Origin of the sequence: Amycolatopsis sp. WAC 01376, assembly GCF_003947415.1 — a bacterium.
GTDB lineage: Bacteria > Actinomycetota > Actinomycetes > Mycobacteriales > Pseudonocardiaceae > Amycolatopsis.
The window spans coordinates 672,777-698,592 of sequence record NZ_QHKL01000006.1; the positions used below are offsets into that span (position 1 = coordinate 672,777).

20 protein-coding genes are annotated in these 25,816 nt (G+C 69.0%); 6 read left to right on the forward strand and 14 right to left on the reverse strand.

What is annotated here, in order from left to right:
* Window positions 1-5: 5 nt before the first annotated feature.
* Genes DMH03_RS30105 through DMH03_RS30115 form a run of 3 tightly spaced genes read right to left on the reverse strand, consistent with a single transcriptional unit; the run spans window position 6 to window position 2,718 of the window.
* Window positions 6-935 carry a GNAT family N-acetyltransferase gene (locus DMH03_RS30105; protein WP_125795482.1) on the reverse strand — a complete coding sequence of 310 codons (930 nt, stop codon included), beginning with the start codon at window positions 933-935 and terminating at the stop codon, window positions 6-8.
* 32 nt (window positions 936-967) lie between these two features.
* Window positions 968-1,870 carry a GNAT family N-acetyltransferase gene (locus DMH03_RS30110; RefSeq protein ID WP_125795335.1) on the reverse strand — a complete coding sequence of 301 codons (903 nt, stop codon included), beginning with the start codon at window positions 1,868-1,870 and terminating at the stop codon, window positions 968-970.
* Window positions 1,867-2,718: a class I SAM-dependent methyltransferase gene (locus DMH03_RS30115; RefSeq protein WP_125795336.1), complete on the reverse strand. Its 852-nt coding sequence runs from the start codon at window positions 2,716-2,718 to the stop codon at window positions 1,867-1,869. The genes DMH03_RS30110 and DMH03_RS30115 overlap by 4 nt, the downstream gene beginning before the upstream one ends.
* A 303-nt stretch (window positions 2,719-3,021) precedes the next feature.
* On the opposite strand from DMH03_RS30115, the gene rpsA reads away from it, so the two are divergent.
* The gene (gene rpsA, locus DMH03_RS30120) at window positions 3,022-4,530 is read left to right on the forward strand and encodes a 30S ribosomal protein S1 (RefSeq protein WP_125795337.1); all 1,509 of its coding nucleotides are present in this window, start codon (window positions 3,022-3,024) and stop codon (window positions 4,528-4,530) included.
* 145 nt (window positions 4,531-4,675) lie between these two features.
* Here rpsA and DMH03_RS30125 read toward each other — a convergent pair whose 3' ends face one another.
* The gene (locus DMH03_RS30125; RefSeq protein ID WP_125783199.1) at window positions 4,676-4,900 is read right to left on the reverse strand and encodes a hypothetical protein; all 225 of its coding nucleotides are present in this window, start codon (window positions 4,898-4,900) and stop codon (window positions 4,676-4,678) included.
* 197 nt (window positions 4,901-5,097) lie between these two features.
* Here DMH03_RS30125 and coaE point away from each other — a divergent pair, with 197 nt between their 5' ends.
* Window positions 5,098-6,282, forward strand: a complete 1,185-nt coding sequence (gene coaE / locus DMH03_RS30130) for a dephospho-CoA kinase (RefSeq protein ID WP_125795338.1) — start codon at window positions 5,098-5,100, stop codon at window positions 6,280-6,282.
* A 6-nt stretch (window positions 6,283-6,288) separates the two neighbouring features.
* Here the strand turns inward: coaE and DMH03_RS30135 are convergent, their stop codons facing one another.
* From DMH03_RS30135 to DMH03_RS30145, 3 genes are all read right to left on the reverse strand, one after another.
* Window positions 6,289-7,809, reverse strand: coding sequence for a glycosyltransferase family 39 protein (locus tag DMH03_RS30135; protein WP_125795339.1), 1,521 nt, complete (start codon window positions 7,807-7,809; stop codon window positions 6,289-6,291).
* Window positions 7,810-7,898: 89 nt separating this feature from the next.
* Entirely contained in the window at window positions 7,899-9,431 is a 1,533-nt protein-coding gene (locus tag DMH03_RS30140) for a glycosyltransferase family 39 protein (protein ID WP_125795340.1), read from the reverse strand.
* A 139-nt stretch (window positions 9,432-9,570) separates the two neighbouring features.
* The gene (locus DMH03_RS30145; RefSeq protein ID WP_125795341.1) at window positions 9,571-10,086 is read right to left on the reverse strand and encodes a DUF402 domain-containing protein; all 516 of its coding nucleotides are present in this window, start codon (window positions 10,084-10,086) and stop codon (window positions 9,571-9,573) included.
* 142 nt (window positions 10,087-10,228) lie between these two features.
* Between DMH03_RS30145 and DMH03_RS30150 the strand changes: the two genes are divergently transcribed.
* Together DMH03_RS30150 and uvrB are read left to right on the forward strand one after the other, a co-directional pair.
* Window positions 10,229-11,518 (forward strand): DUF5685 family protein, encoded by a 1,290-nt coding sequence (locus DMH03_RS30150; RefSeq protein WP_125795342.1) that lies wholly within the window; start codon window positions 10,229-10,231, stop codon window positions 11,516-11,518.
* A 51-nt stretch (window positions 11,519-11,569) separates the two neighbouring features.
* Window positions 11,570-13,726 carry an excinuclease ABC subunit UvrB gene (gene uvrB, locus DMH03_RS30155; RefSeq protein WP_125795343.1) on the forward strand — a complete coding sequence of 719 codons (2,157 nt, stop codon included), beginning with the start codon at window positions 11,570-11,572 and terminating at the stop codon, window positions 13,724-13,726.
* A 479-nt stretch (window positions 13,727-14,205) separates the two neighbouring features.
* Here uvrB and DMH03_RS30160 read toward each other — a convergent pair whose 3' ends face one another.
* The 5 genes from DMH03_RS30160 to DMH03_RS30180 form a co-directional block, all read right to left on the reverse strand.
* On the reverse strand, window positions 14,206-15,615 hold the full coding sequence (locus DMH03_RS30160) for a S28 family serine protease (protein ID WP_125795344.1): 1,410 nt from the start codon (window positions 15,613-15,615) through the stop codon (window positions 14,206-14,208).
* Between the two features lie 90 nt (window positions 15,616-15,705).
* A complete protein-coding gene (locus DMH03_RS30165) occupies window positions 15,706-16,476 on the reverse strand; it encodes an enoyl-CoA hydratase/isomerase family protein (protein ID WP_125795345.1) in 771 nt (256 codons plus the stop codon).
* Window positions 16,477-16,521: 45 nt separating this feature from the next.
* Window positions 16,522-16,944, reverse strand: coding sequence for a hypothetical protein (locus DMH03_RS30170; RefSeq protein WP_125783180.1), 423 nt, complete (start codon window positions 16,942-16,944; stop codon window positions 16,522-16,524).
* A 258-nt stretch (window positions 16,945-17,202) separates the two neighbouring features.
* Window positions 17,203-18,162, reverse strand: a complete 960-nt coding sequence (locus DMH03_RS30175) for an ABC transporter permease (RefSeq protein WP_199749065.1) — start codon at window positions 18,160-18,162, stop codon at window positions 17,203-17,205.
* Entirely contained in the window at window positions 18,155-21,064 is a 2,910-nt protein-coding gene (locus DMH03_RS30180; RefSeq protein ID WP_199749066.1) for an alpha/beta fold hydrolase, read from the reverse strand. The genes DMH03_RS30175 and DMH03_RS30180 overlap by 8 nt, the downstream gene beginning before the upstream one ends.
* Window positions 21,065-21,384: 320 nt before the next feature.
* Here DMH03_RS30180 and DMH03_RS30185 point away from each other — a divergent pair, with 320 nt between their 5' ends.
* Together DMH03_RS30185 and DMH03_RS30190 are read left to right on the forward strand one after the other, a co-directional pair.
* The gene (locus DMH03_RS30185) at window positions 21,385-22,359 is read left to right on the forward strand and encodes a TerC family protein (protein ID WP_125795347.1); all 975 of its coding nucleotides are present in this window, start codon (window positions 21,385-21,387) and stop codon (window positions 22,357-22,359) included.
* A 30-nt stretch (window positions 22,360-22,389) separates the two neighbouring features.
* On the forward strand, window positions 22,390-24,351 hold the full coding sequence (locus DMH03_RS30190; RefSeq protein WP_125795348.1) for a S9 family peptidase: 1,962 nt from the start codon (window positions 22,390-22,392) through the stop codon (window positions 24,349-24,351).
* Window positions 24,352-24,428: 77 nt separating this feature from the next.
* Here the strand turns inward: DMH03_RS30190 and DMH03_RS30195 are convergent, their stop codons facing one another.
* Window positions 24,429-25,085, reverse strand: a complete 657-nt coding sequence (locus DMH03_RS30195; protein WP_007028108.1) for an RES family NAD+ phosphorylase — start codon at window positions 25,083-25,085, stop codon at window positions 24,429-24,431.
* A 114-nt stretch (window positions 25,086-25,199) separates the two neighbouring features.
* Window positions 25,200-25,781, reverse strand: coding sequence for a DNA-binding protein (locus DMH03_RS30200; RefSeq protein ID WP_125795349.1), 582 nt, complete (start codon window positions 25,779-25,781; stop codon window positions 25,200-25,202).
* Window positions 25,782-25,816: the final 35 nt, after the last annotated feature.

Here is a 25,816-nt window from a genome sequence, read left to right on the forward strand (position 1 = left end):
TTCGATCAGCGCAGCGCCGACGCCGGATGGACCTCCCAGGACGTCCACAGTGGACGATAACCCTGCCGGTGCCAGAACACCGAAGAGAGCGGGTTGGTCGGGTTGTAATAGAGGTACGTGCCGTCCGCGCCGTCGCCTGTGAACTCCTCGTGCACCACGGACATCAGGGCGCGGCCGAGCCCGCTCCCGCGCAGTCCCGCCACGGTGACGACGTTGTTGACGTAGCCCCAGCGGCCGTGGGGGAGCAGTTCGGCCTCGGCCGACCCCGGTGACGAAATCACCCAGGCGGCGTGTGCGAACGCGGCGACCGTGCCGTCCCGTTCGGCAAGCCACAGCAGTGGGGCGTCCTTGTCGAGCGCGCGTTCCAGTGCCGGGGCGAGCAGTTCGGCGGCGTTCGAGCGGTGCCGGGTGGCGACCTGGCCGATGTAGTCGTGGGTCGACACGGCCATCGCGAGCACGTCGTCGAAGTCTTCGTACCGGGCCCGGCGGACGGTCACCCCGTCGCCTGCCGGGTCTTCGCGGCGGTGGCCGGTGCGCACGGCGAGCGCGGACATCGGCACCAGGCCGTGGTCGAGGAAGGCGCGGATCGCCTCGGCGTCCCGGCTCGGCCAGTTGACCACGCACGACGAATCCTCGCCGGGAGATTCGGCGTCCATCCACGTCCGCCACGCGCGCAGCAGCACGTCCATGCCCTCGGTGCCGGTGCCGCCGATGAACGGGAACAGCTGCCGCACGTCGGCGGCCGACCAGAGCAGGGGGACGTCGTCCGGACCGTGCAACTGCCGCTGCACCACGCCGGTGACCTGGACGCCCGACGCCGTGGCGGCGTCCACGCGTTCGCCGACGACCGGGGGCGGAGCCGCTTCGGGCAGGAGCCGGTCGATCGCCGCGAACCGGGTGCGGTGCGCGTCGAGCAACTTCTTCTCGATTTCCATCCCGTCCCCAGGGTCGACCGCGCCGGGCATCGCTACCGCAGGGCCGACGCGGGGCCCGCCGCCCACGTCGTCCACAGTGGACGATAACCCTGCCGGTGCCAGAACACCGGGGAAAGCGGATTGGTGGGATTGTACGAGACGAAGGTACCGCGCAGCGACGGCGAGAACAGCTCGTCGTGCGCGACGGCGGTCAGCGCGCGCCCGATGCCGCGGCCCCGCGCGGCGCCGGTGACCGCGAGCGTCCCTACGTAGCCCCACTCGCCCGGCGGCAGCCGGCCGGCGAGCGCGTCACCGGGGATCGGGGAGCGCTTTCCGCTGGTCACCATCCCCACCGTGACCCCTTCCTCCTCGGCGATCCAGATACGGCCGCCGAACTGCAGGCCGCGCCGGACCTCCTCCGCGAGCAGGGCCTTGGCCCCTGGCCGGACGACACCGTGGCCGACGAACGAGGTGTAGCGAAGTTCTTCGAACCGGAGCTCGACGATCTCCTCCAGGTCGCCGCCCGAGGACTCCCGGACGGTCACGCCGGGCACGGTATGCGCGTCACCCTTGGCGGGCGCGCGGACCGCCAGCGCCAGCTGCGGCGCGAGCCCGTGGTCGAGAAAAGCCCGCATGACGGCGACGTCCCGGCTGGGCCAGGTGACCGTGCACGCCGAATCGGGTTCGGCGTCGGCGAGGGCGATCCGCTCACGCCAGGCGGACAGCAGCGCGCTCATTCCCGCGCCGGCGTCGGCGGGGAGGACCGCCGACAGGATCTGGAGCCGCGCCGGACCCCAGAGCCGCTGCCAGGAACCCGCGGCGAACCGCACGTGCGCGACCGTCCCGATGGCGCCGCCCGCCTCCAGGGGTTCGCCGGGCGGGAGCGGGGGCGGCGACGGAAGCAGCGGGTCGAGCGCGGCGAACCGCGCCCGTTGCCGCTCCGCCGCCGACGTCATCCCCGCTGGGTGCAGAAGATCGCGGTGCCGGGGAAGAGCTTGCCGCGCAACGGGCTCCACTGCCCCCAGGTGCGGGAGTGTCCCTCCGGCCAGGCGGGCTCGATGAGGTCCGTCAGCGCGAACCCGGCGTCGGCGAGCGCGCGGACGTAGTCGCCGACGGTGCGGTGGTACTCGACGTAGGTCGCGACGCCCTCTTCGTCGACCTCGACGTACGGCGTGCGGTCGAAGTACGGCTGGGTGACCGTGAGGCCCTGCGGACCGGGATCGTCGGGGAAGATCCAGCGCATCGGATGGGTCACCGAGAACACCCAGCGGGCACCCGGCTTGAGCACCCGGTGGACTTCGGCGAACACGACATCCACCGATGCCACGAACGGGACCGCGCCGAAGGCCGAGCAGGCCGCGTCGAAGCTCGCGTCGGCGAACGGGAGCGACTCCGCCGTCGCCTGCACGAGCGGCACGGGGGTGCCGGTGCGCTCGTTGCCCTCCCTCGCGTGCCGCAGCATGCCCGCCGACAGATCGGTCGCGACCGCCTCGGCGCCCTGCGCGGCGAGCCAGCGCGAGCACGCCGCCTGCCCGCAGCCGATCTCCAGGATCCGCTTGCCGCCGACTTCACCCAGAAGTGCCACGTCGGCCTCGCGGACGCCCTCCGGGCACCAGACGAAGTCCGCGTCGCCGAGGAAGCCGCCGTGGGTCGCCTGGTAGTCGTCGGCGTCGGCGTCCCACCACGCCAGGTTCGCGGCCGTCGCCTCGGGAGCGGAAACCGCCCGGTAGGCGACCCCCGCGGTGCCGAGCCGCTCCTCGGCCTCTGCGTGCCGTTCGGGCTCGGTGGCGGACTGCTGGCTCAAACCGATATCCTTTCCCCAGGTCAGGGCTTCGCGGGACAGTTTATCCGCCCGCCGTGATCGTGGGGGCGACCCTGATTGTGCCGTGTACAGGGGGCCGCGTAGGATATCTGTTAGCGCAGTGGGTTCGCGCTGCTCTTTCCCCCGGTTCGCTCAGCGTCCGGGTCAGGGGGTCGCGCACCGGATGCGGTGATGCTCGCGGTCGTTCCCTGTGGACGTTTGCTTGTGTGGTCACCTCATGCCGGAGAGCCCATGGTGCACTAACCGCAAACCCACTACTTCCCATCCACCGGAGCAACCCGCCTAATGACGACCGACACCGCCACCGCCCCGACCGCCCCCACTGGGGCCCCGCAGGTCGCTATCAACGACATCGGGTCGGAGGAAGATTTCCTCGCAGCGATCGACAAGACGATCAAGTACTTCAACGATGGCGACATCGTCGAAGGAACCATCGTCAAGGTTGATCGTGACGAGGTCCTGCTCGACATCGGCTACAAGACCGAGGGTGTCATCCCCTCGCGCGAGCTCTCCATCAAGCACGATGTCGACCCGGCTGAGGTTGTCACCGTCGGCGATGAGGTCGAAGCCCTTGTCCTCCAGAAGGAGGACAAGGAAGGCCGTCTGATCCTGTCCAAGAAGCGTGCGCAGTACGAGCGCGCCTGGGGCACGATCGAGGAGCTCAAGGAGAAGGACGAGCCCGTCAAGGGCACCGTCATCGAGGTCGTCAAGGGCGGCCTCATCCTGGACATCGGCCTGCGCGGCTTCCTGCCGGCGTCGCTGGTCGAGATGCGCCGTGTGCGCGACCTGCAGCCGTACGTCGGCCGCGAGCTCGAGGCGAAGATCATCGAGCTGGACAAGAACCGCAACAACGTGGTCCTGTCCCGCCGCGCCTACCTGGAGCAGACCCAGTCCGAGGTGCGCAGCGAGTTCCTCAACGCGCTCGCCAAGGGTCAGGTCCGCAAGGGTGTCGTGTCGTCCATCGTCAACTTCGGTGCCTTCGTGGACCTGGGTGGCGTCGACGGCCTGGTGCACGTCTCCGAGCTGTCCTGGAAGCACATCGACCACCCGTCCGAGGTCGTCGAGGTCGGCCAGGAGGTCACGGTCGAGGTTCTGGACGTCGACATGGACCGCGAGCGCGTCTCGCTGTCGCTGAAGGCGACCCAGGAAGACCCGTGGCGTCAGTTCGCCCGCACCCACGCGATCGGCCAGATCGTGCCGGGCAAGGTCACCAAGCTCGTTCCGTTCGGTGCGTTCGTGCGCGTCGAAGAGGGCATCGAGGGCCTGGTGCACATCTCCGAGCTGGCCGAGCGCCACGTGGAGATCCCGGAGCAGGTCGTCCAGGTCAACGGCGACGTGATGGTCAAGGTCATCGACATCGACCTCGAGCGTCGTCGCATCTCGCTGTCGCTGAAGCAGGCGAACGAGGGCGTCACGCCGGAGACCGAGTTCGACCCCACTCAGTACGGCATGGCCGCCGAGTACGACGCCGAGGGCAACTACATCTACCCCGAAGGCTTCGACCCGGACACCCAGGAGTGGCAGGAAGGCTTCGACAAGCAGCGTGAGGAGTGGGAGCGTCAGTACGCCGAGGCTCACACCCGCTACGAGGCTCACATGAAGCAGGTCGTCAAGGCCGCCGAGGCCGACGCCGAGGCCGCTGCGGACGCCGCGACCGGTGTCACTTCTTCCTCGAGCGACTCGGGCGAGCAGAGCTACACCTCCGCTCCGGCCGAGGCCAAGAGCGGTGGCACGCTCGCCAGCGACGAGCAGCTCGCGGCTCTCCGCGAGAAGCTCTCGGGCGGCGCTGCCTGATCCAGGCGCTCAGCCAGTAGCTGACAGACAGCGGCCCCGGTCCTCCACGGACCGGGGCCGCTTTCTTTTCGCGTTTAGTCCTCCGGATGTGGTACTTGGGCACGGCAAATACCGCATTTAGAGGACTAAACGCGGGGGGAGTGCGTCAGGAGGTGGCGGGCCGGACGGCCGGCACCCAGATGCGGTCGAGCGCGGCGGCGCGAGCCCTGCGACGGAGTCCGGCGAAGCTGTGCTTGGCGGGGACCAGGAGCGCGCTCAGCCACGTGCGCCGATATTCGGCGAGGGCCTCGGCCACGGGACGATGGAGGACACAGTGCACCAGCCCCGGCGTTCCGAGCCGGTGCCGTCCGACGTGCTTACCGTCTGCCATCTTTCCTCCGTGTGGGCTACCTTCGCCGCGCACGGTACGCAATCAAGCTCCCGAAGCCGCGTAACCGCCCGGCGTGTCACCCATAAAGGTCGTGTAACGCGTCACTATGAACTTGCGTTTTGCATCCGGCTGTGCCCGGTGTGGCCGTTCCGTGACCCTGGGCGGTCGGCCAGGGTCGCGCCACTAGGCTGACCGGCATGCTGCGTGTGGGCCTGACCGGCGGAATCGGCGCCGGAAAATCGACGGTGGCGGACCGGCTTTCCGAGCACGGCGCCGTCGTCATCGACTCCGACAAGATCGCCAGGGAGGTCGTCGAGCCGGGGACGGCGGGGCTCGCCGAGCTCGTCGAGGCGTTCGGGGAAGACATCCTCGCCTCCGACGGTTCGCTCGATCGGGGCGCGCTCGCCGCCAAGGCGTTCGCCGACGAGGAGTCCCGGAAGCGGTTGAACTCGATCGTCCATCCGAGGGTCGGCGCCAGGACCGCGGAGTTGATGGCGGCCGCGGCGCCGGACGCGATCATCGTCCACGACATCCCGCTGCTGGTCGAAGGCGGGCTCGCGCCGATGTACCACCTCGTCGTCATGGTCGACGCGCCGGAGGAGGTCCGCGTCCGCCGTCTGGTCGAGGCGCGGGGCATGGCCGAGACCGACGCGCGTGCCCGGATCAAGGCGCAGGCGACGACCGATCAGCGCCGGGCCGTTGCCGACGTCTGGTTCGACAACAGCGGAGCGCCCGACATCGTGCTCGCCGACGTCGACGCGTTGTGGGCGGACAGGCTGACCCCGTTCGAGGCGAACGTGCGGCTCCGCAAGCCGCGTGCGCCGATGTCGCCGAAGATCGCGCCGTACGACGAGACCTGGCCGGTGCAGGCCGAGCGGGCGCTCGCGCGGATCCGTGTGGTGACCGGTGACGACGCCGTGCGGGTCGATCACATCGGTTCGACCTCCGTGCCGGGGCTGCCCGCCAAGGACATCCTCGACCTCCAGCTGACGGTGTCCACTTTGGACAAGGCTGATGAGCTGGCCGAACGGCTGTCCGACGCCGGGTTCCCGCGCGCGGAAGGCGAATGGTTCGACGACGCGCACGGCGAAGAGGGGACTTGGCCGAAGCGGTTCCACTTCGGTGGCGATCCGCGCCGCCCGGCCAACCTGCACGTCCGTTCCCAGGAGACACCGGCATGGCGGCTCGCGCTGCTGTTCCCGGAATGGCTGCGGCGGAACCCGGACGAACGCGACGCCTACGCCGCGGTCAAGAACGCCATGGCCGCGAAGCACGCCGGCGACGGGACTGTCGAGCAGTACACCGACGAGAAGCAGTTCTGGGTCGACGCGGCCTTCACGCGGGCCGACGCCTGGGCCGAGTCGACCGGCTGGACCCCGTAAGCCTGGTCAGACCCGGAATTCCCGCAGGCCCGGCCACGCCGTCGCCCAGGCTTCGGTGTGGCCGGTGACCAGCCAGATCGGCATCCCGCGGCTCACGTTGCGGACGCCTGCCGCGTTGTCCACGCGGGCGACGATCCGGGCGTCGGTGAACGAACGCAGCAGCCGCGCGGGATCGGGCCCGACGAACAGGACACTGTCCGCGGTCTCCGGCGGGTGCCCGAAGTACCAGAAACCCCGGCTGGGGCTGTACACGGCGGGCAGCCCGTAGTCGGCGCCGTACCGGTCCAGCGCGCCGGCCTGCCAGTACCCGGCCGTGACGAGTGTGGTGCGCTCCCGCTGTTCCGGCGGGAGCCGGTGATAGGCGTCCGCGACCGAACGGGCGAGGTCCGGCCAGCCGATCTCCTCCAGCGCGTACGCCGGGCGCGGTACGTCCCGGCCTTCCGCGAGCCAGGCCGCGGGCCACACCGGCAACGCGTAGGGGAGGGTGTACAGCGCGGAAAGCAGGAACACCGGCCAGGTCGGGACCCAGCGGAACCATCGGGACGGCTTCACCTGTCCGAAATGGACGGCCGCACCCGCCCAGAGGACGCCGAACATGCCCGCCGCGTAGTAGTACCGGCCGTTGGACAGGATGAAGAGCGCGATCACGCCGATGGCGGTCCAGCCGAGGAACCGGAACTCGCGCATCCTCGCCGAGAACAGCAGGACCCAGAGTCCATAAAGGACGCCGACGACGCCGCCGCCGAGCCCGGCGCCGGTCAGCAGGGCGGGCAAGAAGCCGGCGCGGCCGCTCCAGCCGCCGGTGGTCTCGTGGGCGATGACGTCGCCCATCTCCAGTTGCGGCCAGTCGTTCGCGGCCTGCCACCAGAGGGTGGGCACGAGGGAGAGCGCGGCGATACCCGCGCCGATCCAGAGTTTGGGCCTGCGCAAGAGATCCCGCGGCCCGAAGACCAGGATCGCGATCCCGGCGGCGACCCAGAACGTCGCGACGAGGAGCTTGACGTTGAGTGCGACGGCGGTCGCCACGCCCAGCCACAGCAACAAGTTGTCGTCGCGCGTCCGCATCCAGCGCACGAGCAGCCACACGATGAGTGCCCACAGGGCCGGGTCGATCGTCGAGGTGGCCAGGTAGTGCCCGCTGCCGAGGAACTGTCCGCAGATCGCGTACGCGGCGGCGGCGCGGGTCTGCGCCCGGCGATCCCCGCCCATCTCGTAGGCGATGAGCCCGGTGAACACCACACCGGCGGCCGTCGCGAGGACGGCGGGGAGCCGGAAGACGAAGACGTTGCCCGGTGCGAGCGAATCCATCAGCAGAGCCAGGAACGGGAGCACCGGCGGCTGGTCGGCGTACCCCCAGGCCAGCCTCTTGCCGGCGGAGAGGAAGTACAGTTCGTCGCCGAAGTAGCCGTACCGCCACGCCGTCGCCAGCAGGGCCGCCGCGGCCGCGGCGGCGAGCAACGCCACCGGGAGCCGGGCGAACGCCGCGCCGGACACGGTCGGTGTTTCGGCCGCGTGGGCGGCTTCCATCCATTCCTCGCAGATCCCTCGGGTGCCGGTCCTCTCGCACCTTACGTGCCACCGGCGTGGCGCGTCGGTCGTGAGAGGACCGGCGAGGCTCAGAAGCCCCAGTCCGCGAGCTTCGGCCAGATCGTGTCCCAGGGCCCGTTCCGGCCGGTGGCCAGCCAGATTTTCATGCCCTGACTCACGTTCTGGATCCCCGCCCGGTTGTCGAGCGCGCCGACCTCGCGCACTCGCGTGAAGTACGGCACAAGTCCCGAAGGGTCGTTCCCGACGAACAGGATGTCGCGTGCCGATTCCGGCGGCCTCGGCAGCGTCACGTAGCCGCGGTTCGGGCTCGACGGCGACGGAAGCCCGAGCTCCGGTCCATAGTGGTCGATCGCACTGGCCTGCCAGTACCTCGCCGCGATGATGCCCGTATGGGGTGGATCGGGAGCGGCCCGGTACGCCTGTGCCACCGACTCCGTGATCTCCCGCCAGCCGATCTCCTCGTCGGCGAAGATCGGCCGCACCCACTCCGGGGCGGTCGCCATGGCCGACCGCGGAAGGATCGGAAGCGCCTGTGGGATCGCGATCACCGCCGCCACCAGGTACACCGGCCAGGTGGCGATCCAGCGCCAGTACTTCGACGCCCGGCCCGCTTCGATCTCCACCGCCGCGGCGGCGAACAGCGGGGCGAACATTCCCGCCGCATAGTAGTAACGGCCGTTCGCCAGCAGGAACACCGCGAGCACGCCGAGTGCCGTCCACCCCAGGAACCGGTACGGCCGCAGGCGTTCGGATCGCAGCAGCCGCCACAGTCCGTAGCAGACCAGGATCATCCCGATCGGCACGCCCGCGCTCATCACCAAGGTCGGGACGAACGTGGCCCGCCCGCCCCAGCCTGCCGAGACCTCTCGCGAGATCGCCGCGCCCATCGTCAGCTGTGGCCAGCCGTTGGCCGCCTGCCACACGAGGGTGGGCGCGATCATCGCGGCGGCGATCAGCGCGCCGAGCCAGAGCGCCGGACGGCGGAGGAGATCGCGGGGACCGAAGGCCACCGCGGCGACCAGCGCGACGATCCAGAACGCCCCGATGAGGAACTTCGTGTTCAGCGCGAATCCGGTCGCCACGCCGCTCCAGATCAGGAGCCTGTCCGCGCGGATCCGGACCCATCGGACGAGCAGCCAGAGCAGCAGCGTCCACAGGAACGGGTCGATCGTGCTGGTCGCCAGGTAGTGCCCGCTGCCGAGCATCTGGAGGGACACCGCGAAGGCCGCCGCCGCGATCATCTGCGCCCTGCGGCCGCCGCCCAGTTCCCTGGTGATCAAGGCGGTGAGCACGACGCCCGCGACCATCGCCAGCATCGCCGGGATCCGCAGGACGAACGGAGAATCGGCGCCGAACGTGTCCATCAGGCACGCCAGGAGCGGCAACAACGGCGGCTGGTCGGCATACCCCCAGTCCAGATGCCGACCGGCCGCCAGGAAGTACAGCTCGTCGCCGAAGTAGCCGTAGCGGCCGGCCGTCGCCGCTAGTACCGCTCCCATCGCCCCGGCGATCGCCAGCACCGGTGCCCTGGCGAACGGCGCGACTTCCGTGCGTTCCCGCTCACCGGACCGTTCCCGGAGTCCCTCGGTCTCGATGACCACGGGTATCCGCCCCCTCTCGATCGGTTTCACCCGTGATCGAGAGTCCCGCGTGGGCGGCTTCCCGGGAATCCGTCGGCCGGTCGGGATCCGCTCATCGAAGGGATGAGGCGGAATCAACCGAACGATGGATGACGGCCGGTCAGTGCCGCCGCCAGCCGAGTGTGATGTCCTTTGTGGACAGCCAGTCGCGCAGGTCGTGGCCGTGGGAGGCCAGCCCGTCGACGGTCGTGTGGCTGACCCCGAGCGCCCGTTCGCCGTCGGCGGGGGAGAGCAGCCCGCCGGTGACCGCGGCGAGGAGTTCGTCGGTGTCGATCACCTGGACGGATTTCTTGTCTCGCAGGACGAGGTCCAGATAGAGATCGGTGGCGACCCAGACGCCGTCCTCTCGGCGGACGTCGACGACGTCGAGATAGAAGTCCTGATCGCGTTCGTGGCCGGGGTTGAACCAGAAATCGGTGATCCGGAGGCCGAGTTCCGGCAGCAGCCAGGACTCGATGTAGTGGAACTGTCGCCGCCCAGGGGCAGGCCGCGCCATGTAGAGGCCAAAGGGCTCTTCGCGGTACTCGTCGACGTCCCTCACGACGCCCTTCGGATCGGTGTTGGTCTTCGCGGCCGGGTCGAAGTACTCGACCTTGGGCGGGTGCAGCGCGGTCATGCGCCCATCTTGGAAGGCGCCGACGCCCGCGAACACCGCCCAACCGGGTGGACGATCACGGTTTCGCGGTTCCGGGGGAGTAGCGCCGCAGGGCCGGATAAGGTGCGCTGGTTCGGCCATAAGGGTGAGTGGGAGTCAAAGTATGTTCGGGATCATCAGGCCGTGCCGCCACCGGCTTTCCGCGGGGCTGCACGCGGACTGGCTCGCCCACCTGTGCGGCCTTTGCCTGGCGTTGCGCGACGAACACGGACAACTCGCCCGAATGGTGACGAATTACGACGGCTTGATCATCTCGGCGCTCGTCGAAGCCCAGTCGCCGCGTGCGGAGGGACGGCGCGACGCCGGCCCTTGCCCGCTTCGCGCGATGAAGGGAACGTCAGTCGCAAAGGGCGGCGGAGCCCAGCTCGCGGCGGCGGTCTCCCTGGTGCTGGCGTCGGCCAAAATCAGTGACCACGTCGAAGACCGTGACGGTGCCTTCGCGCGGCGTTCCGTCGCTCTCGCCGCGAGGCGGGTCGCGACGCGATGGGCGGATCAGGGGAGCCGCACGGGCATCCGGGTCGGATTCGACACGGCGGTCCTGACCGAGGCCGTCGACCGGCAGTCCGAGATCGAAAACGCCGTCCGCCTCGGCGATTCGGCCGTCCTCGCCACCGAGCCCGCCGAACTGGCGACGGCCGCCGCGTTCGCCCACACCGCCGTGCTGGCGGGCCGTCCGGAGAACGCCGCGCCGCTGGCCGAGGCCGGACGCCTGTTCGGCAGAGCCGCGCATCTGCTCGACGCCGTCGAGGACCTCGCCGAGGACGAGGCCGCCGGCGCGTGGAACCCGCTGACGGCCACCGGGACCGGGCTCGCCGAGGCACGACGGCTGTGCGACGACGCCGTGCTCGGCGTCGAACTCGCCCTCCGCGAGGTGAGGTTCGATCAGCCCAAGCTGGTGCACGCGCTGCTGGTCCACGAACTGCGGCAGGCGGTGCGGCGCGCTTTCGGGCACAACCTCACCGGCCACGGCCACGGCCACGGTCCGCAGCAGCCGCCGCCGGGCTGGATCGGGCCCGGCCCCCAGCCGCAGCAGCATCCCCACCAGCCCTATCCGCCCCAGCAGTACCCGCAGGGCGGCTATCAGCCGCCGCCTCCGCCGCCGGGCGCTCCCGGTGGCGGAGGCCCGCCGCAGGAACCGCCGAAGAAGAAACGGAAGCACGGCGGCGCGCCGACCGACGGTCAGGGCGGTTGCTGCTGGACGCCGAAGTTCCGGGTGCCCGCTCAGTCGAGGGGGTTCTTCTTCGGTTGCGCGGTGGCGACCTACATGTGCTGTTCGTGCCAGTTCTGCTGCCGGGACCCGTTCCCCGGGGCGTGGAGCGGGAAGCCACACGAGGCCTGGTGCAACAACTGTGACGGTTGTGACTGCTGTAACTGCTGTGACTGTTCCTGCTGATCCGACCAGGCGAAACGGAAACTGTCGGACCCAGCGCTTACTCTTGAGGACGTGGCTTTCGCAACCGAACACCCCGTACTCGCCCACTCGGACCACCGGCCCGTCACCGACATCCCCCGGACCGGCGGCCGGTTCGAGGTCGTCAGTGACTACAAGCCCGCCGGTGACCAGCCGGCGGCCATCGACGAGCTCGAACGCCGGGTCAACGCGGGTGAGAAGGACGTCGTGCTGCTCGGCGCCACGGGTACCGGCAAGTCGGCGACGACGGCCTGGCTGATCGAGCGCGTCCAGCGTCCGACGCTGGTGATGGCGCCGAACAAGACACTGGCCGCGCAGCTGGCGAACGAGCTGAGGGAGCTGTTTCCGCACAACGCGGTCGAATACTTCGTCAGCTATTACGACTACTACCAGCCCGAGGCGTACATCGCGCAGACGGACACCTACATCGAGAAGGACTCGTCGATCAACGACGACGTCGAGCGGCTGCGGCACTCGGCGACGATGAACCTGCTGTCGCGGCGCGACGTCATCGTGGTCGCGAGTGTCTCGTGCATCTACGGCCTCGGCACGCCCCAGTCGTATCTGGACCGGTCTTCGAAGCTGAAGGTCGGCGAGCAGCTCGACCGGGACGTCTTCCTCCGCGCGCTGGTGGACGTGCAGTACACCCGCAACGACATCGCCTTCGCGCGCGGCACCTTCCGCGCCCGCGGCGACACGGTCGAGATCATCCCGGCGTACGAGGAGCTGGCGATCCGCGTCGAGTTCTTCGGCGACGAGATCGAGAAGCTGTACTACCTGCACCCGCTCACCGGCGACATCGTGAAAGAGGTCGACGAGGTCCGCATCTTCCCGGCCACGCACTACGTCGCGGGTCCGGAGCGGATGGAGAAGGCCATCCACGGCATCGAAGCCGAGCTGGAGCAGCGGCTGGCCGAGCTGGAGAAGCAGGGCAAGCTGCTCGAGGCCCAGCGGCTGCGGATGCGCACCGCGTACGACATCGAGATGATGCGCCAGGTCGGCTTCTGCTCCGGGATCGAGAACTATTCGCGGCATATCGACGGCCGCGGCGCGGGAACCGCGCCCGCCACCCTGATCGACTACTTCCCGGACGACTTCCTGCTGGTCATCGACGAGTCGCACCAGACCGTCCCGCAGATCGGCGGCATGTACGAAGGCGACATGTCGCGGAAGCGGAACCTGGTCGAGTTCGGTTTCCGGCTGCCTAGCGCGGTCGACAACCGGCCGCTGACCTGGGAGGAGTTCAGCGACCGGATCGGGCAGACGGTGTACCTGTCGGCGACGCCGGGGCCGTACGAGATGGGGCAGGCGGGCGGCGAGTTCGTCGAGCAGGTCATCCGGCCCACCGGCCTGATCGACCCCAAGGTGGTCGTGAAGCCCACCGAAGGCCAGATCGACGACCTGGTGCACGAGATCCGCGACCGCGCGGAGAAGGACGAGCGCGTCCTGGTCACCACGCTCACCAAGAAGATGTCCGAGGACCTCACCGACTACCTGCTCGAACTGGGGATCCGGGTGCGGTACCTGCACTCCGAGGTCGACACGTTGCGCCGGATCGAGCTGCTGCGGCAGCTGCGCGCGGGCGATTACGACGTGCTGGTCGGTATCAACCTGCTCCGTGAGGGTCTCGACCTGCCCGAGGTCTCGCTGGTCGCGATCCTCGACGCGGACAAGGAGGGCTTCCTCCGGAGCGGCACGTCACTGATCCAGACGATCGGCCGCGCGGCGCGAAACGTGTCGGGCGAGGTGCACATGTACGCGGACAAGATCACCGACTCGATGCGGCACGCCATCGACGAGACCGATCGCCGCCGCGCCAAGCAGGTCGCCTACAACGAGGAGCGCGGCGTCGATCCGCAGCCGCTGCGGAAGAAGATCGCCGACATCCTGGACCGCGTCTACAGCGAAGCCGAGGACACGGAATCCGTCGCCGTCGGCGGTTCGGGCCGGAACTCCTCACGCGGCAAGAAGCCCGAGCAGGGCGATCGCGTGCGCAGCTCCGGGATGCTCGCCGACAAGAACGTCGCCGGGATGCCGCGCGCCGAACTCGCCGACCTCATCCAGCAGATGACCGACCAGATGATGCAGGCCGCACGCGACCTGCAGTTCGAACTGGCGGCCCGGCTGCGTGACGAGGTCTCCGACCTCAAGAAGGAACTGCGCGGGATGGACGCGGCCGGCATCAAGTAGCCGCACGGCTCGGCACCGGTGACCTTGCCCGCCTGAGTACATGAAGGACCCCTTCCTTGCGCCAACCGCAAGGAAGGGGTCCTTCATGTACTGGGGAAGGTGTGAAGGTCGAGTTTCCTCGGCTGAGCCGAGGGAAGGGGGCCTTCACGGACTCGGCCCTGGCACCAGCCGCAGCCGGAACCCATGTAGATACCTAAGCCACCCTTGTCTTTAACGTCCTCACCACTCACGAGGTCCAGTACCGGCGATATCACGTGATTGACCGGACGACACACGTGATCCGGCGGACGACACGCGTGACGGGATGGACGACACGACCGCGGCCGGGGTCCACCACGAGCCGTCCGTCCAATCACGCGTGTCGTCCCTCCCGACACGTGTGTCGTCCGTCCAATCACGCGAAACCGCCATCCGCGCACCGGCAGCACGTACCTAAGCCACCCTTGTCTCTAATCGTCCTCACCACTCACGACGGCCGGTCAGAGGCGGCGGCGTTCCAGCATGGTCAGGTCGGCGTCGAAGTCCGGGAAGCCGGCGGGCGCCGAACGGGTGGTCACGCCGGGCGTAACCGGAGGCAGCCCGGCCCAGCGCCGTACGGTGTTCGTCGCCTCCGCGGCCTGAGCCGCGGGAAGCTGCGAGATCCGGGCGCCGTGGTTCCCTCCCTCCACCGTGTAGCTGTAGGAATCCTTCGTGCCGAAGCCGAGCCGGAACGGTTCGGCACCCCACGGGTCGTTCCCGCCGTAGACGAACATCAGCCGCTTCCCCTGCGACTTCACCCAGAAGTCGATGTCCGGCATCGCCAGGTGGTCGAACCGCGGGATGTCGACGGACTTCGGCACGAACGTCCGCGACACGTTGGCGCCCGGGTAGCGCAGCAGATCCCGGAGATAGCCTTCATAGGATTCGGGGGCGCCGAGCTGGTAGGAAGCCTGGAAGTAGTACGGGATATAGATTTCGAGGTTCTGGTCGGAGTAGGTGTTGAGACTCTCGACGCGTTCGAACCAGGCGTAGACCTCGGCCGCCGGAGACCCGGCCTTCGGGATGGTCGCGCAGTCCGCCTGCCTCTGGTACTGCCAGAAGGCGAAGTACGAGTCGATCACCGAGATCTCCAGCGACACATCGGCCGAGCCGACGGTCTTGAACGTGTAGCCGTTCTTGGCCGCGTCGGCGGCGGCGAGTGCCGCGAATTCAGGACGCCGGGTCAGCACGTCACGCTGGATCGCCTTCAGCGCCGAACGGCAGGCCGGATCGTCGCCGACGTTCGCCAGGAACCGGTTGTAGCGGTCGTGCGAGTTGATGACGTCGTTGGGCGCGACGTACGGGATCGTCGCGTCGACGTCGTCCGGGAAAAACCTACGGAAGTAGGTCGCCGTCATGCCGCCCTTGCTGCCGCCGGTCGCGAGCCACTTGCCCGGATAGATCCGCTTGAACGCCTCGACGGCGCGGTGCTGATCGGCGGCGGCCTGCCAGATCGTCAGCTGCTTGCCCCAGTCGGGATGTTCCGGCCGGGAGGGGGTGAAGAACCGGTACTCCATCGACAGCTGGTTGCCGTCGACGAGCTGTGTCGGCTCCGAGCGGTTGGGCGATTGCGAGACGTTGTACCCGCTCGTGTACACCACGGTCGGCGAGTGGAATTCCTTGTGCAGCAAGGTGAATCGCTGCTGGAAGCTGCCGCGGTCCGGCCTGCGGTGGTCGACCGGCTGGGTGTAGGTGAGTTTGAAGAACCGGTACCCGGTCGGCGCCGGATTCTCCGAGACGACGGTCAGGCCGGGGATCCGGCCCAACGCGTCTTTGACGTCCTCGGGTGCCGCCTGCGCGGCCGGGGCGAGCCCGGCCAGTGCGAGAACGGTGATCGCCAGAACCGACCACGCGGCCGTGAGCTTCCGCATCCATGCCCTCCCCATCGGGACCTGTTGAGCGGTCGGATACTCACAGAGTCGCCGCCGGTGGGCAATCGCCTATCCGGTCGAGCCTGAAGATCAGGCCCGGCCGCCGAGCACGCGGTCCACGTAGGCCTTGATGGCCGCGAGCGCTTCGGGAGAGCTCCACAGTTCGAGGACGTGGGCGTCGTCGCCGGTGCGGTGTTCGGCGATCCGCTCGTGGAACGGCCGGTGCAGCTGCGCCTTCGTGTGCGCGTACGCGGCCGCGGGGATCTCGGCGAGCTTCTTGGCCACCTCCACCGCCCGCTCGACGACGTTCTCGGGCGCGATCACCTCGTTCACCAGGCCGAGCCGGAGCGCGTCCTCGGGAAGGCGGGTTTCGCCGAGGAACGCGAGTTCGGCGAGGACGTCCGCGCCGAACCCGGAGCGCAGGATCTCCAGCGCCGCCAACGGGAACGGCACACCGACGAGAAGTTCGGTGATCCCGACCCGGCTCGGACCGTCGGCGAGGATCCGGCGGTCGCAGGCGGCGGCGAGCACCGCCCCGCCGGCGATCGCGTGGCCGTTGACGGCCGCGACCACCGGGCCGGGGAAGCCGAACACCGAGAGGAACGCGTCCGACAGCGCGGGCAGGAAGTCTTCGAGGTAGTCCGCGCCGCCGTCGTGCACCCGCCGCAGGTCGACCCCCGCCGAGAAGATGCCGCCGGTACCGGTCAAGACGACACCGCGGTATCCGCCGAGCTGTACGTCTTCGAGCCGGAGGGCCAGTTCCTGGCAGAACTCGGTGTCGAGGGTGTTCGCCTTGCCGTGCCGCAGGGTGACGACGGCGATCCCGCCTTCGTCGTCCACTTGGATCGAGGAGGTGGCCATAGGCCGACCGTACCGGAGCAGGCGGAGATCTACAGTGGACCGAGCCTAGTCCGCGAGGCGCACGGTGATCGTCGGGCTGTAGGACCGCTTGCGGTTCCAGCCGGTCTCGGCGCCGATGCTCAGCTGGATGGCCCGATCGGCGGGCGCCCAGTAGCCGGTGCGGACGAAGTACGCGTCCATCGCGCAGAGCCTGCTGCTCGACTTGCGATTGCAGATGGTCTCCCAGCCCCACTGCCTGCCGCTCTCCTCGACGCCGTTGCGGCGCACGAACAGATGCGGGTTGCCGATGTCGCGGCAGTAGGCGCTGCCCTCGGAGATGTAGAGGACCCCGTCGATCTTGTAGAACCGCTTGTTGTCGAGGAGCGTCACCTGACCCGAGACGGCGAAGCCGACCCGGCCGCCCTTGCCGGAGCTCATCGTCCAATCAAGAGAGAATTCCTGGACCGGGATCTCGATCGACTGGGTCATGGCGTGAGTCCCCGCTTTCTTCTCGCGTCGGCACCTTTCACTGAAGATAAGGATTTCCCGGAGGTCTCCGAAGATGAAAGCGAGGTTTTCACCCAATGAGTCGATGATCGGAAAATCGATGTTCTCATGCGCATGAAACACCGGTTACCGGCGCTAATGGGTGAAGGTCGCCACGGCCAGTGAAAACCGGGGCCCACCTGGGAAGAGGTTTTCGTCTTCCCAGGTGGACCCCGGTGCTTTTCCGGTGCGGAAACGCTCTCAGCTGGTGATGTCCTTCGTCGCGAACCGGCGACCGGCCAGGAGGAAGAACACCGTGCCGTACAACGCCGCCGACAACATGCCGTTGGCCATGTTCGTCCAGTCGATGTCGGTGGAGATCAGGTCCATCCACGAGAACGCGAAATGCGTCGGCAGATAGTCCCGCAGCCCTTCGAGGGCGGTGATCTGGTCGAGGATCTGCGAAACGATCGCGACGATCACCGCGCCGCCGACGGCGCCCAGCGGGGCGTCGGTGGCGACCGAGAGCAGCATCGCCAGCCCGGCCACCCACGCCAGCTGCAGGATGATGTAGATCGTCGCCAGCCCCATGGCCACGAGGCTGTCGCCGAACGACACCGCGTCCCCGGTCGGGCTGATCGCGTCGCCCGCGTCGTACCAGACGACGCCGACCACCAGCGACACCAGCGGCAACAGGATCAGCGCGACCGCGGAGAGGATGCCGGAGACGATCGCCTTCTGCCGCAGCACCCGATGCCGGGGGACCGGCATCGCGAGCAGGTACTTCAGGCTCGACCACGACGCCTCGCTCGCGATCGTGTCGCCGTAGAACAACGCCACGATCATCGGGAGCAGGAACGTCCCCGAGACGAACAGCGCGAGCACCACGAAGTTCGGCGCGCTCGCGGTGGCGAGGTCGACGAAGCCGCCGCTGCGGCGGTTCGGGTTGGCCTGCCCGATCTCGAACGCGATCACCAGGATGAACGGCAGCAACGCGACGAACCCGAGCATGAACTGGGTCCGGCGGCGTTTGAGCTGCCGTTTCAGTTCGACGCCGAGCCGCAGCGTCCGGTCGGCGCGGTAACCCGCCACCGCCCCGTCCGGGCCGACCTCGGCCGGTTCGTGCGACGCGACCTCGGTCAGCTCCAGCAGTGCCGCCGGATCGGTGTGCACGCCGTGATCCACCCGGGTCGCCGGGCCGGAACCATTGGTCTTACTCACCCTTCGAGTCCTCTCCGACCAGCTGCAGGAACGCGTCTTCCAGACGGCGCAGCGGTCCGGCCTGCTCGACCGCGACCCCGGCCCGCACCAGGGCGGCGACCGCGTCGGCGCGGGCGAGACCGTCGAGATCCGCGTGGACGAGTTCGCCGTCGACGTCGACGCCGGAAACACCGCCGACCTTCCGCAGCGCTTCGGCCTCGTCGGCGGGCTTGTCGACGCGGAACGTCGCTTCACCGCTGGACGCGGCCAGTTCGCCGACCTCACCCGAGGCGACCAGCATGCCGCGGTGCATCACGACCACGTGCGTACAGGTCTGCTCGACCTCGGCCAGCAGGTGGCTGGAGACCACCACGGTGCGTCCGGTCGCCGCGTAGCGCTGGAGCACCTCGCGCATCTGGTGGATCTGTGGCGGGTCGAGTCCGTTGGTCGGTTCGTCGAGCACCATGAGCTCCGGCAGGCCGAGCATCGCCTGCGCGATCGCGAGCCGCTGCCGCATGCCCTGGCTGTAGGTGCGGACCCGCCGGTTCACCGCGTCGCCGAGCCCGGCGATCTCCAGTGCCTCGGCGAAATGCGCCTTCTCCCTCGGCCTGCCCGTGCTCGCCCAGTACAGCTCCAGGTTCTCCTTGCCGGACAGATGCGGCAGGAAGCCCGAACCCTCCACAAAGGACCCGATCCGGGAGAGCACCGGCGCGCCGGGCGCGATCAGGTGGCCGAAGACGCGGATGGTGCCCGCGGTCGGCGTGATGAGGCCCATCAGCATGCGCAGGGTCGTCGTCTTGCCCGCGCCGTTCGGCCCGAGCAGGCCGAGCACCTGACCGGGTTCGACCCGGAAGGACAGATCCTTCACCGCGACGAAACCGCCCGCGTAGGCCTTGTGGAGACCTTCGATCACCAGCGGCGTCTTCGCCAGGTTCTCGTCGACGTCGTGGGCACGGCGGCGGCGGAACGCGGCGATCACCGTGATCACGATGCCCGCGAGCAGTGTTCCGGCGATCCCGAGCAGCTGCGCGATGGGCGCGCCCGCACCGACCGAGTTGCCGGGGACGACCGGGACACCGAGCTGCCCGCCGTCCGCCAGTTCGATGCGGAACACGGCAGGCTCGACCGGGGTCGAGAACGCCTGATCCGTCGTGCCGACGACCAGCCGGAGCGTGTGCCCGGCCTCCAGTGGCCGCACGATGCCCGGCAGGGTCACCGTCACCTCGACCGGGCTGCCGTCGGCGGGCAGCCCGGAAACGCGGAAGGGCGCGACGGCGTTCGCCGGAAGCGTGCGGACACCTTCCGAGTTGACGTCGTAGAGCTTCGCGAACAGGACGGCTTCCTTCTGCGGTGCCGCGGCGGACGGATCCGCGGAGACCCGCAGCCGGACCGTGGACGAACCGGCCACGATCGTCTGCGCGTCGAGCGGCGGCGTCGCGAACTGCGCGGCCTGCCCCGGCGGGTCAAGACTGAACAGTCCGGACAGCCGGGACGAACCCGCCACCGCCCCGTTCAGTCCGGGGATCCCGCTCACCGCGGCGGGATTGCCGCCGGCAGGCCGGACGACCGGCTGGGCCGGGCCCGCCAAGGTGAACGGCCGCCGTTCGGTGGCGTCCCCCGTTGCACCCGGGTACGCCGGGGCGGTGACGGTCCGGACCGAAGGCGCGCCGTTGGCCCGCAGCGTCCCCTGGATGTCGTAGCTGAACCCGGTGCCGGGGTCGGTGCCCTGGCCGGTGAGCGAGAACTTGAGGAAGTCGGCGATCTGCCCGCGCAGCTTCTGTCCCGGTTTCCCGCCGTCGTGGCCGCCGGTGTACCAGATGGTGCGGACCTTGCCGCCTGCCGCGCTGATCTGCCGGGCGGTCGCGTCGGACTGGTCCAACCCGAACAGGGTGTCGCTTTCGCCCTGCACCAGCAGGGTCGGCACGGTGATCTTGTCCGTCACGGACGCGGGGGAGACGCGGCGAAGCAGGTCGACGGTCTTCTGGCTGGCTTTGCCGGTGGTGGCGAGCTCGGTGTAGGCCTGGCAGACGTCGGAGGTGAACCGTCCACAAGGGTCGGCGGGGCCGGACGGCGGCCGCTGTCCGTTCGGGCCGCCGAGCGGCAGGGACTGCGCCGCGGCGGCCGCCGCGCCTGTGCCCTGCGCCGCGCCGGACTCACTCGTCTCGTCACCGGCTTCCGGGGCGTCGTTCGCGGGGGAGCCGCTCTGCGCCGCGCCGGAACCGGCGGAGAAGAAGATGCCCGCCCATGACTTCTTGAAGACACCGTCGGCGGTGAACGCGCCGGCGGCCGGGGTGGTGGCCGCCGACGGCGAGGCCGAGGCGGCGTTCGGGAAGAGTCCCTGCGCGAGATCGTTGTAGGTGATCACCGGCGCGATCGCGTCGACCCGCTTGTCGGTCCCGGCGAGCAGCAGCGAAAGCGCGCCGCCGTACGAAGCGCCGGACACGGCCACCTTCGGGTCGCCGTTCTCGCTGAGGACCTCGGGCCGCGCGGCCAGGTTGTCGATCAGCTTCCTGGCGTCGGCGACCTCACGGTCGGGGTCGTTCAGCGCGATCTTCCCGGTGCTGCGGCCGAAGCCGCGCGCGGACCAGGCGAGCACGACGAAGCCCTTTTCGGCGAGTTCGCGGGCCTCGGTGGCGACACTGTTCTTGTCACCGCCGAAACCGTGGGCGAGCAGGACGGCGGGAGCGGGGGTCTGCTCGGGGAGATACGTGGTCGTGTCGATCTTGACGACTTCGGACGAACCCGGGGTTTCGGGCAGGTCGAGGGTCGCTTCCTGGGTTTTGACCGCGGACGGGGCGGGTTCGCTGTTCGTCCACACGACGGCCGCGGCGGCCAGGACCACCACGACCGCGGCGAGCGCGATGAGCTTCGCGCCTCGCGTACGAGGGAGCGGGATTCGGGGCACGGAATGACCGTATTTCACCGAACCTGAGAGTCGCTTCCCCGGCACACACGGACCACACAAGCGTGACGTTAGGTCGTCACCAGAACGGGTATCCGACGTGGGAGAAGAGGTGGATGTGACGGGAGTTACGCCATCATCTTGGTGACAAGGGCAACCTTAACTGGCGTCATGCGTACAGACAGGTCAAACTAGACCGGCTGTGAGGGGAGTATTCCTTCGCGGCGGTGTCGTCAGCACGGTGGTCTTCATAGGCCCCCGGCACCGTCGGCCGGTTTTCGCAACCGGCGGAAGAGACCTCCGGTTAGTTGCTGCTGTGCACTTTCCGGAGGGTTGGTTACATGTCTGTTCCCCTGTGGCTATGGATCGCCACGGTCGGCGGTCTGCTCGCGCTGATCGCACTCGACCTGGTCATCGTCGATCGCAAGCCGCATGAGGTCACCACGGGCGAAGCCGCCCGGTGGGTCATCTTCTACATCGCCGTCGCCGTCGCGTTCGGCATCGGTGTCTGGGTCTTCGCGGGACACGACTCGGGTGTCGAGTTCTTCACCGGGTACATCACCGAGTACTCGCTGAGTGTCGACAACCTGTTCATCTTCATGATCATCATGACGTCGTTCAAGGTGCCCGCGATCCACCAGCACCGGGTGCTGCTGATCGGCATCCTGCTCGCGCTCGCCATGCGCAGCGTGTTCATCGCCGTGGGCGCCGCGCTGATCGCGCAGTTCGTCTGGGTCTTCTTCCTCTTCGGCGCCATCCTCATCTGGACCGCGATCAGCATGGTCCGCAACAAGGACGAAGAAGAGGAATACGAGGAGAACGCGCTCACCCGCTGGGTACGCAAGCTCTTCCCGGTCACCAACGAGTGGCACGGGCACAAGTCCTTCGTGAAGAAGGACGGCAAGCGCTGGATCACCCCGATGTTCCTGGTGATCGTCGCGATCGGCAGCGCGGACCTGCTGTTCGCCGTCGACTCGATCCCGGCGATCTTCGGCATCACGCAGGAGGCCTTCCTGGTCTTCACCGCCAACGCGTTCGCGCTGATGGGCCTGCGTCAGCTGTACTTCCTGCTCGGTGGCCTGGTCACCAAGCTGGTGTACCTGTCCTACGGCCTCGCGGTGATCCTCGCCTTCATCGGCGCCAAGCTGTTCCTGCACGCGCTGCACGAGTACCACGTGGTGCCGGACTGGCTGGACATCAACAACTGGGTCTCCCTGGGTGTCATCGTCGTGGTCCTGACGGTGACGACGGTGGCCAGCCTCTCGAAGGCGAAGAAGCTGGAAGCCGCTGAGCAGGACTCTTCAATCAGTAGTTAGAGCTGCTAAGGATCGGGTACCGTCGGGGCCGTGCGTCCCGTTGACATCGAAGCCCTGACGGTCCCCGGCATCCCCGCGTTGCGCGGCGACCTGCTGCTCACCGCGGTGAGCAGGCCTGATCTGAAGACGAACAGCTACCGCGGCGGCCTGCGCAGGGTCGACCAGGGCGGCGGCGGGGAAGGGCCTTGGACCCACGGGACCAAGGACTCCGCACCCGCCATCTCCCCGGACGGCCGGTGGGTCGCCTTCCTCCGCGCGGGGGAGGGGTCCGGGCGCGCGGCCAAGCCGCAGGTGCACGTGATCCCCGCGGCCGGGGGTGACGCGAAGCGGATCACCGACCTTCCCCTCGGCGCGAGCGCCCCGGTCTGGGCTCCTGATTCCCGCCGGATCGCCTTCGTTGCCCGCGTGCCAGAGCCGGGCCGCTACGGCACGGAGAACGCGGACGGCGAAACGCCGGAGCCGGGCGAAGAAGCGCCGCGGCACATCACGAATCTCTTCTACCGGGTCGACGACGCCGGCTTCCTCAACGACCGTCCACAGCGTCTGTTCGTCGTGGACGCGGTCGCCGCGTTGGACGAGGACGCGCCCGCCGAGCTCACCCCGCTGACCGACGACCGTGCCGACGTCGACCATCCCTCGTGGACGGCCGACGGCGAGCACGTCCTCATCACCGCGCCGCGTGACTGGGCCGCCGAAGACACCGTTCGCACGGACGTCTACGCCGTGCCCGCCGGTGGTGGCGGACCCCGGCTGCTGGTCCGGACCCCGGGCACCGCGGACCGGCCGGTCGCCGCCCCGGACGGTTCGATCCTGTTCTACGGCACCGAATTCCCCGGCCTGGAGGACGTCGCCCGCAACACCGGGCTCTGGCACGCGCCGTGGCCTTCCGGTGACGAGCCTTCGCCCGCGCGACGGCTGACCGACGTCGAAACGGTGGACTGCGACAGCGCGGCAAGCTCGCCGGTCGTCCTCGGCGACGAGGTCCTCGTCGTGGTCCGCACCCGGGGCGCCGCCGAACTGCACGCCGTTCCCCTCGACGCCGAGCTCGCCGAGCTGAAGTCGTTGCGCTACCTGGCAGGCGAGCGCGCCGCGGTGAAGTCGTTCGCCGTCGACGGCACGCGGATCGTCGCGGTGATCGGGACGCCCGAGAGCTCCGGTGACGTCGTGCTGCTGTCGGGCGAGGGTCCCCGCGTGCTCACCGACTACTCGAAGGTGTTGCGGGACAACGAGATCCTGCCGCTGGAGGAGCTGGACACGACAGCGCCCGACGGCTACCCGGTGCACGGCTGGGTCGTCCGGCCCGAGGGCGAGGGGCCGCATCCCGTGGTCCTGATGATCCACGGTGGACCGTTCGCGCCGTACGAATGGAAGGTCTTCGACGAGGCCCAGGTGCTCGCGGAAGCGGGTTACGCCGTCATCCTGGGGAACCCGCGCGGTTCCGCGGGCTACGGCGAAAGCCACGGCCGGAGCATCGTCCACGGCTTCGGCACCGTGGACGCGGACGATCTGCTGGCACTGCTGGACGAAGCGCTGAAGATGTCCAATTTGGACAGTGATCGCGTCGGCGTCATGGGCGGCTCGTACGGCGGCTTCATGACCAGCTGGCTCGCCGCGCACCACGGTGGCCGGTTCCGCGCCGCGTGGAGCGAGCGCGCCGTCAACGCCTGGGACTCGTTCGTCGGCAGTTCCGACATCGGCTGGTTCTTCGCCGGGGGTTACGTCGGCGACGACCTCGACGAGCAACGCAAGCGCAGCCCACTGACCTACGCGGGGAAGATCGACATCCCGTTCATGGTCGCGCACTCCGAACAGGACTGGCGATGCCCGCTGGAGCAGGCGCAGCGGATGTACGTGGCACTGCGGCAGAACGGCGTCCCGGCGGAGTTCCTGCTGTTCCCCGGCGAGGGGCACGAACTCACGCGTTCGGGGCTGCCGCGGCACCGGGTGCAGCGGTTCGACGCCGTACTGGAGTGGTGGGGGCGGCACCTCTGATCTTTCGGTCCCTGGCGCGCCATGAACGGTCCGTTCCTTGCAAATTTTGCAAGGAACGGACCGTTCATGGCATTGGATCAGCTGAGAAGCGTGTAGTTCAGCTCTTCGCACACCCGGCCCAGCGGGACGTCGAGCCCCGGATGGTCCAGCGGGAGCAGCACGTCCGGCGCGACCGGCAGCGAGTTCCCGGCGGGCGGGTCCCACAGCGCGAGCGCGGGGCCGCCGGAGTCCATGGACGACCGGTACCAGACACCGTCGAGGTCGCCGAAGGCGGCGCGGATGGCGCGTGCCCAGGCTTGGGTGATCTTCTTCGGGCCGCTGGAGATCTCCTGCGAGGCGCCGACGCGGGTCGGCCACAGGCCGGCGAGGTCGAGCAGCCGCAGCGTGCGGGTCGGCCGGACGACGACCAGGCGCGGGCCGCGGGATTTGCGGTCGACCGTCGACGTGGTCTGGAAGACCTCCGCGATGCTCGTGCGCACGGTGAGGCCGAAGTACAGGACACCGTTCCCGGGGTCGGTGACCGGGCGACCGCCGCGACCGGGGGTCTGCGGGTCGAAACGGCCGTGCGGGAGCGGGCCGCTGTAGCGGAACGAGTTCCACTGCTGGGGGTGGTTGCCGTGCGCGGTGAAGATCCTGACCAGCCTGGTGCCGGGGTGCACCGTCACCACGTCGTTGGTGCGGTGCAGCTCCTTGACCAGGACAGAGCGTGCGGGCGGCAGGGGGAGCCGGGCCATACCTCGGGAGTCGTCCGTCCTTGTCGGGTGATCTTGCTCGGTAGGGTCAGCCTACGGCCTACCCCCGACTGAAATTTTCCGTCGTCGGGCAAGGCACCTTAGCGTCTGTGATCCTCAGAACGGCGAACCCAGCATGGCCACCAACTTGGCGACGTGCTCGGGATCGCCACCGGAGAGGAGCCATTGGCGCGGGGTGGCGGGATGGTCGTTGATCACCAGATCGGCCTGCGGGGTGCTCATGAACGCGGCGACGACGAGCGCGGGCTGGTCCTCGGGGACGGCGCGCAGCACGACCTCCAGGCCGGGCAGCACCCCGGATCCGGCGAACTGCCAGGCGGGTAGCCGCCAGCCTTGGTCCTTCCAGCCGGTGAGCCTGCCCTCCTTCAGGCGGTGTCTGATGCGGCTGTCGTCCACGCCCAGTGCTTTCGCCGCCTCCAGCACGCTCAGCGCCGAATCGGCGAGTACGGCGTGCGCGGCGACCGTGCGGGCGCGGAAGTCCGGCTCGTCCTCGTCGCGCGGGGAGAGGTCCAGGCCGACGTCGGTGAGCGCGGCGCGCTGGTCCGCCGAGAAATAATGCGACGGATCGGGGTTCGGTGGGGTCAGCCTCCGCGCCGCGTCCTCGACGAGGTTCAGGAACTCGTTGGCGTCGACCTTGAGGCCCGCCTTGGCGAGAACGTTCTCGAGCGCTATCGACATAGCGCCTAGGGTAACGCGTCTGTGCGGGTTCGTGC

Coding starts and splice junctions, on each gene's coding strand:
- DMH03_RS30160 (WP_125795344.1), bottom strand. CDS start 15,615: ATGCGGAAGCTCACGGCCGCGTGGTCGGTTCTGGCGATCACCGTTCTC.
- DMH03_RS30195 (WP_007028108.1), bottom strand. CDS start 25,085: ATGGCCCGGCTCCCCCTGCCGCCCGCACGCTCTGTCCTGGTCAAGGAG.
- DMH03_RS30145 (WP_125795341.1), bottom strand. CDS start 10,086: ATGACCGCGCTGCACCCGCCCAAGGTCGAGTACTTCGACCCGGCCGCG.
- DMH03_RS30125 (WP_125783199.1), bottom strand. CDS start 4,900: ATGGCAGACGGTAAGCACGTCGGACGGCACCGGCTCGGAACGCCGGGG.
- DMH03_RS30200 (WP_125795349.1), bottom strand. CDS start 25,781: ATGTCGATAGCGCTCGAGAACGTTCTCGCCAAGGCGGGCCTCAAGGTC.
- DMH03_RS30150 (WP_125795342.1), top strand. CDS start 10,229: ATGTTCGGGATCATCAGGCCGTGCCGCCACCGGCTTTCCGCGGGGCTG.
- DMH03_RS30185 (WP_125795347.1), top strand. CDS start 21,385: ATGTCTGTTCCCCTGTGGCTATGGATCGCCACGGTCGGCGGTCTGCTC.
- rpsA (WP_125795337.1), top strand. CDS start 3,022: ATGACGACCGACACCGCCACCGCCCCGACCGCCCCCACTGGGGCCCCG.
- DMH03_RS30170 (WP_125783180.1), bottom strand. CDS start 16,944: ATGACCCAGTCGATCGAGATCCCGGTCCAGGAATTCTCTCTTGATTGG.
- DMH03_RS30135 (WP_125795339.1), bottom strand. CDS start 7,809: ATGGAAGCCGCCCACGCGGCCGAAACACCGACCGTGTCCGGCGCGGCG.
- DMH03_RS30105 (WP_125795482.1), bottom strand. CDS start 935: ATGGAAATCGAGAAGAAGTTGCTCGACGCGCACCGCACCCGGTTCGCG.
- coaE (WP_125795338.1), top strand. CDS start 5,098: ATGCTGCGTGTGGGCCTGACCGGCGGAATCGGCGCCGGAAAATCGACG.
- DMH03_RS30110 (WP_125795335.1), bottom strand. CDS start 1,870: ATGACGTCGGCGGCGGAGCGGCAACGGGCGCGGTTCGCCGCGCTCGAC.
- DMH03_RS30165 (WP_125795345.1), bottom strand. CDS start 16,476: ATGGCCACCTCCTCGATCCAAGTGGACGACGAAGGCGGGATCGCCGTC.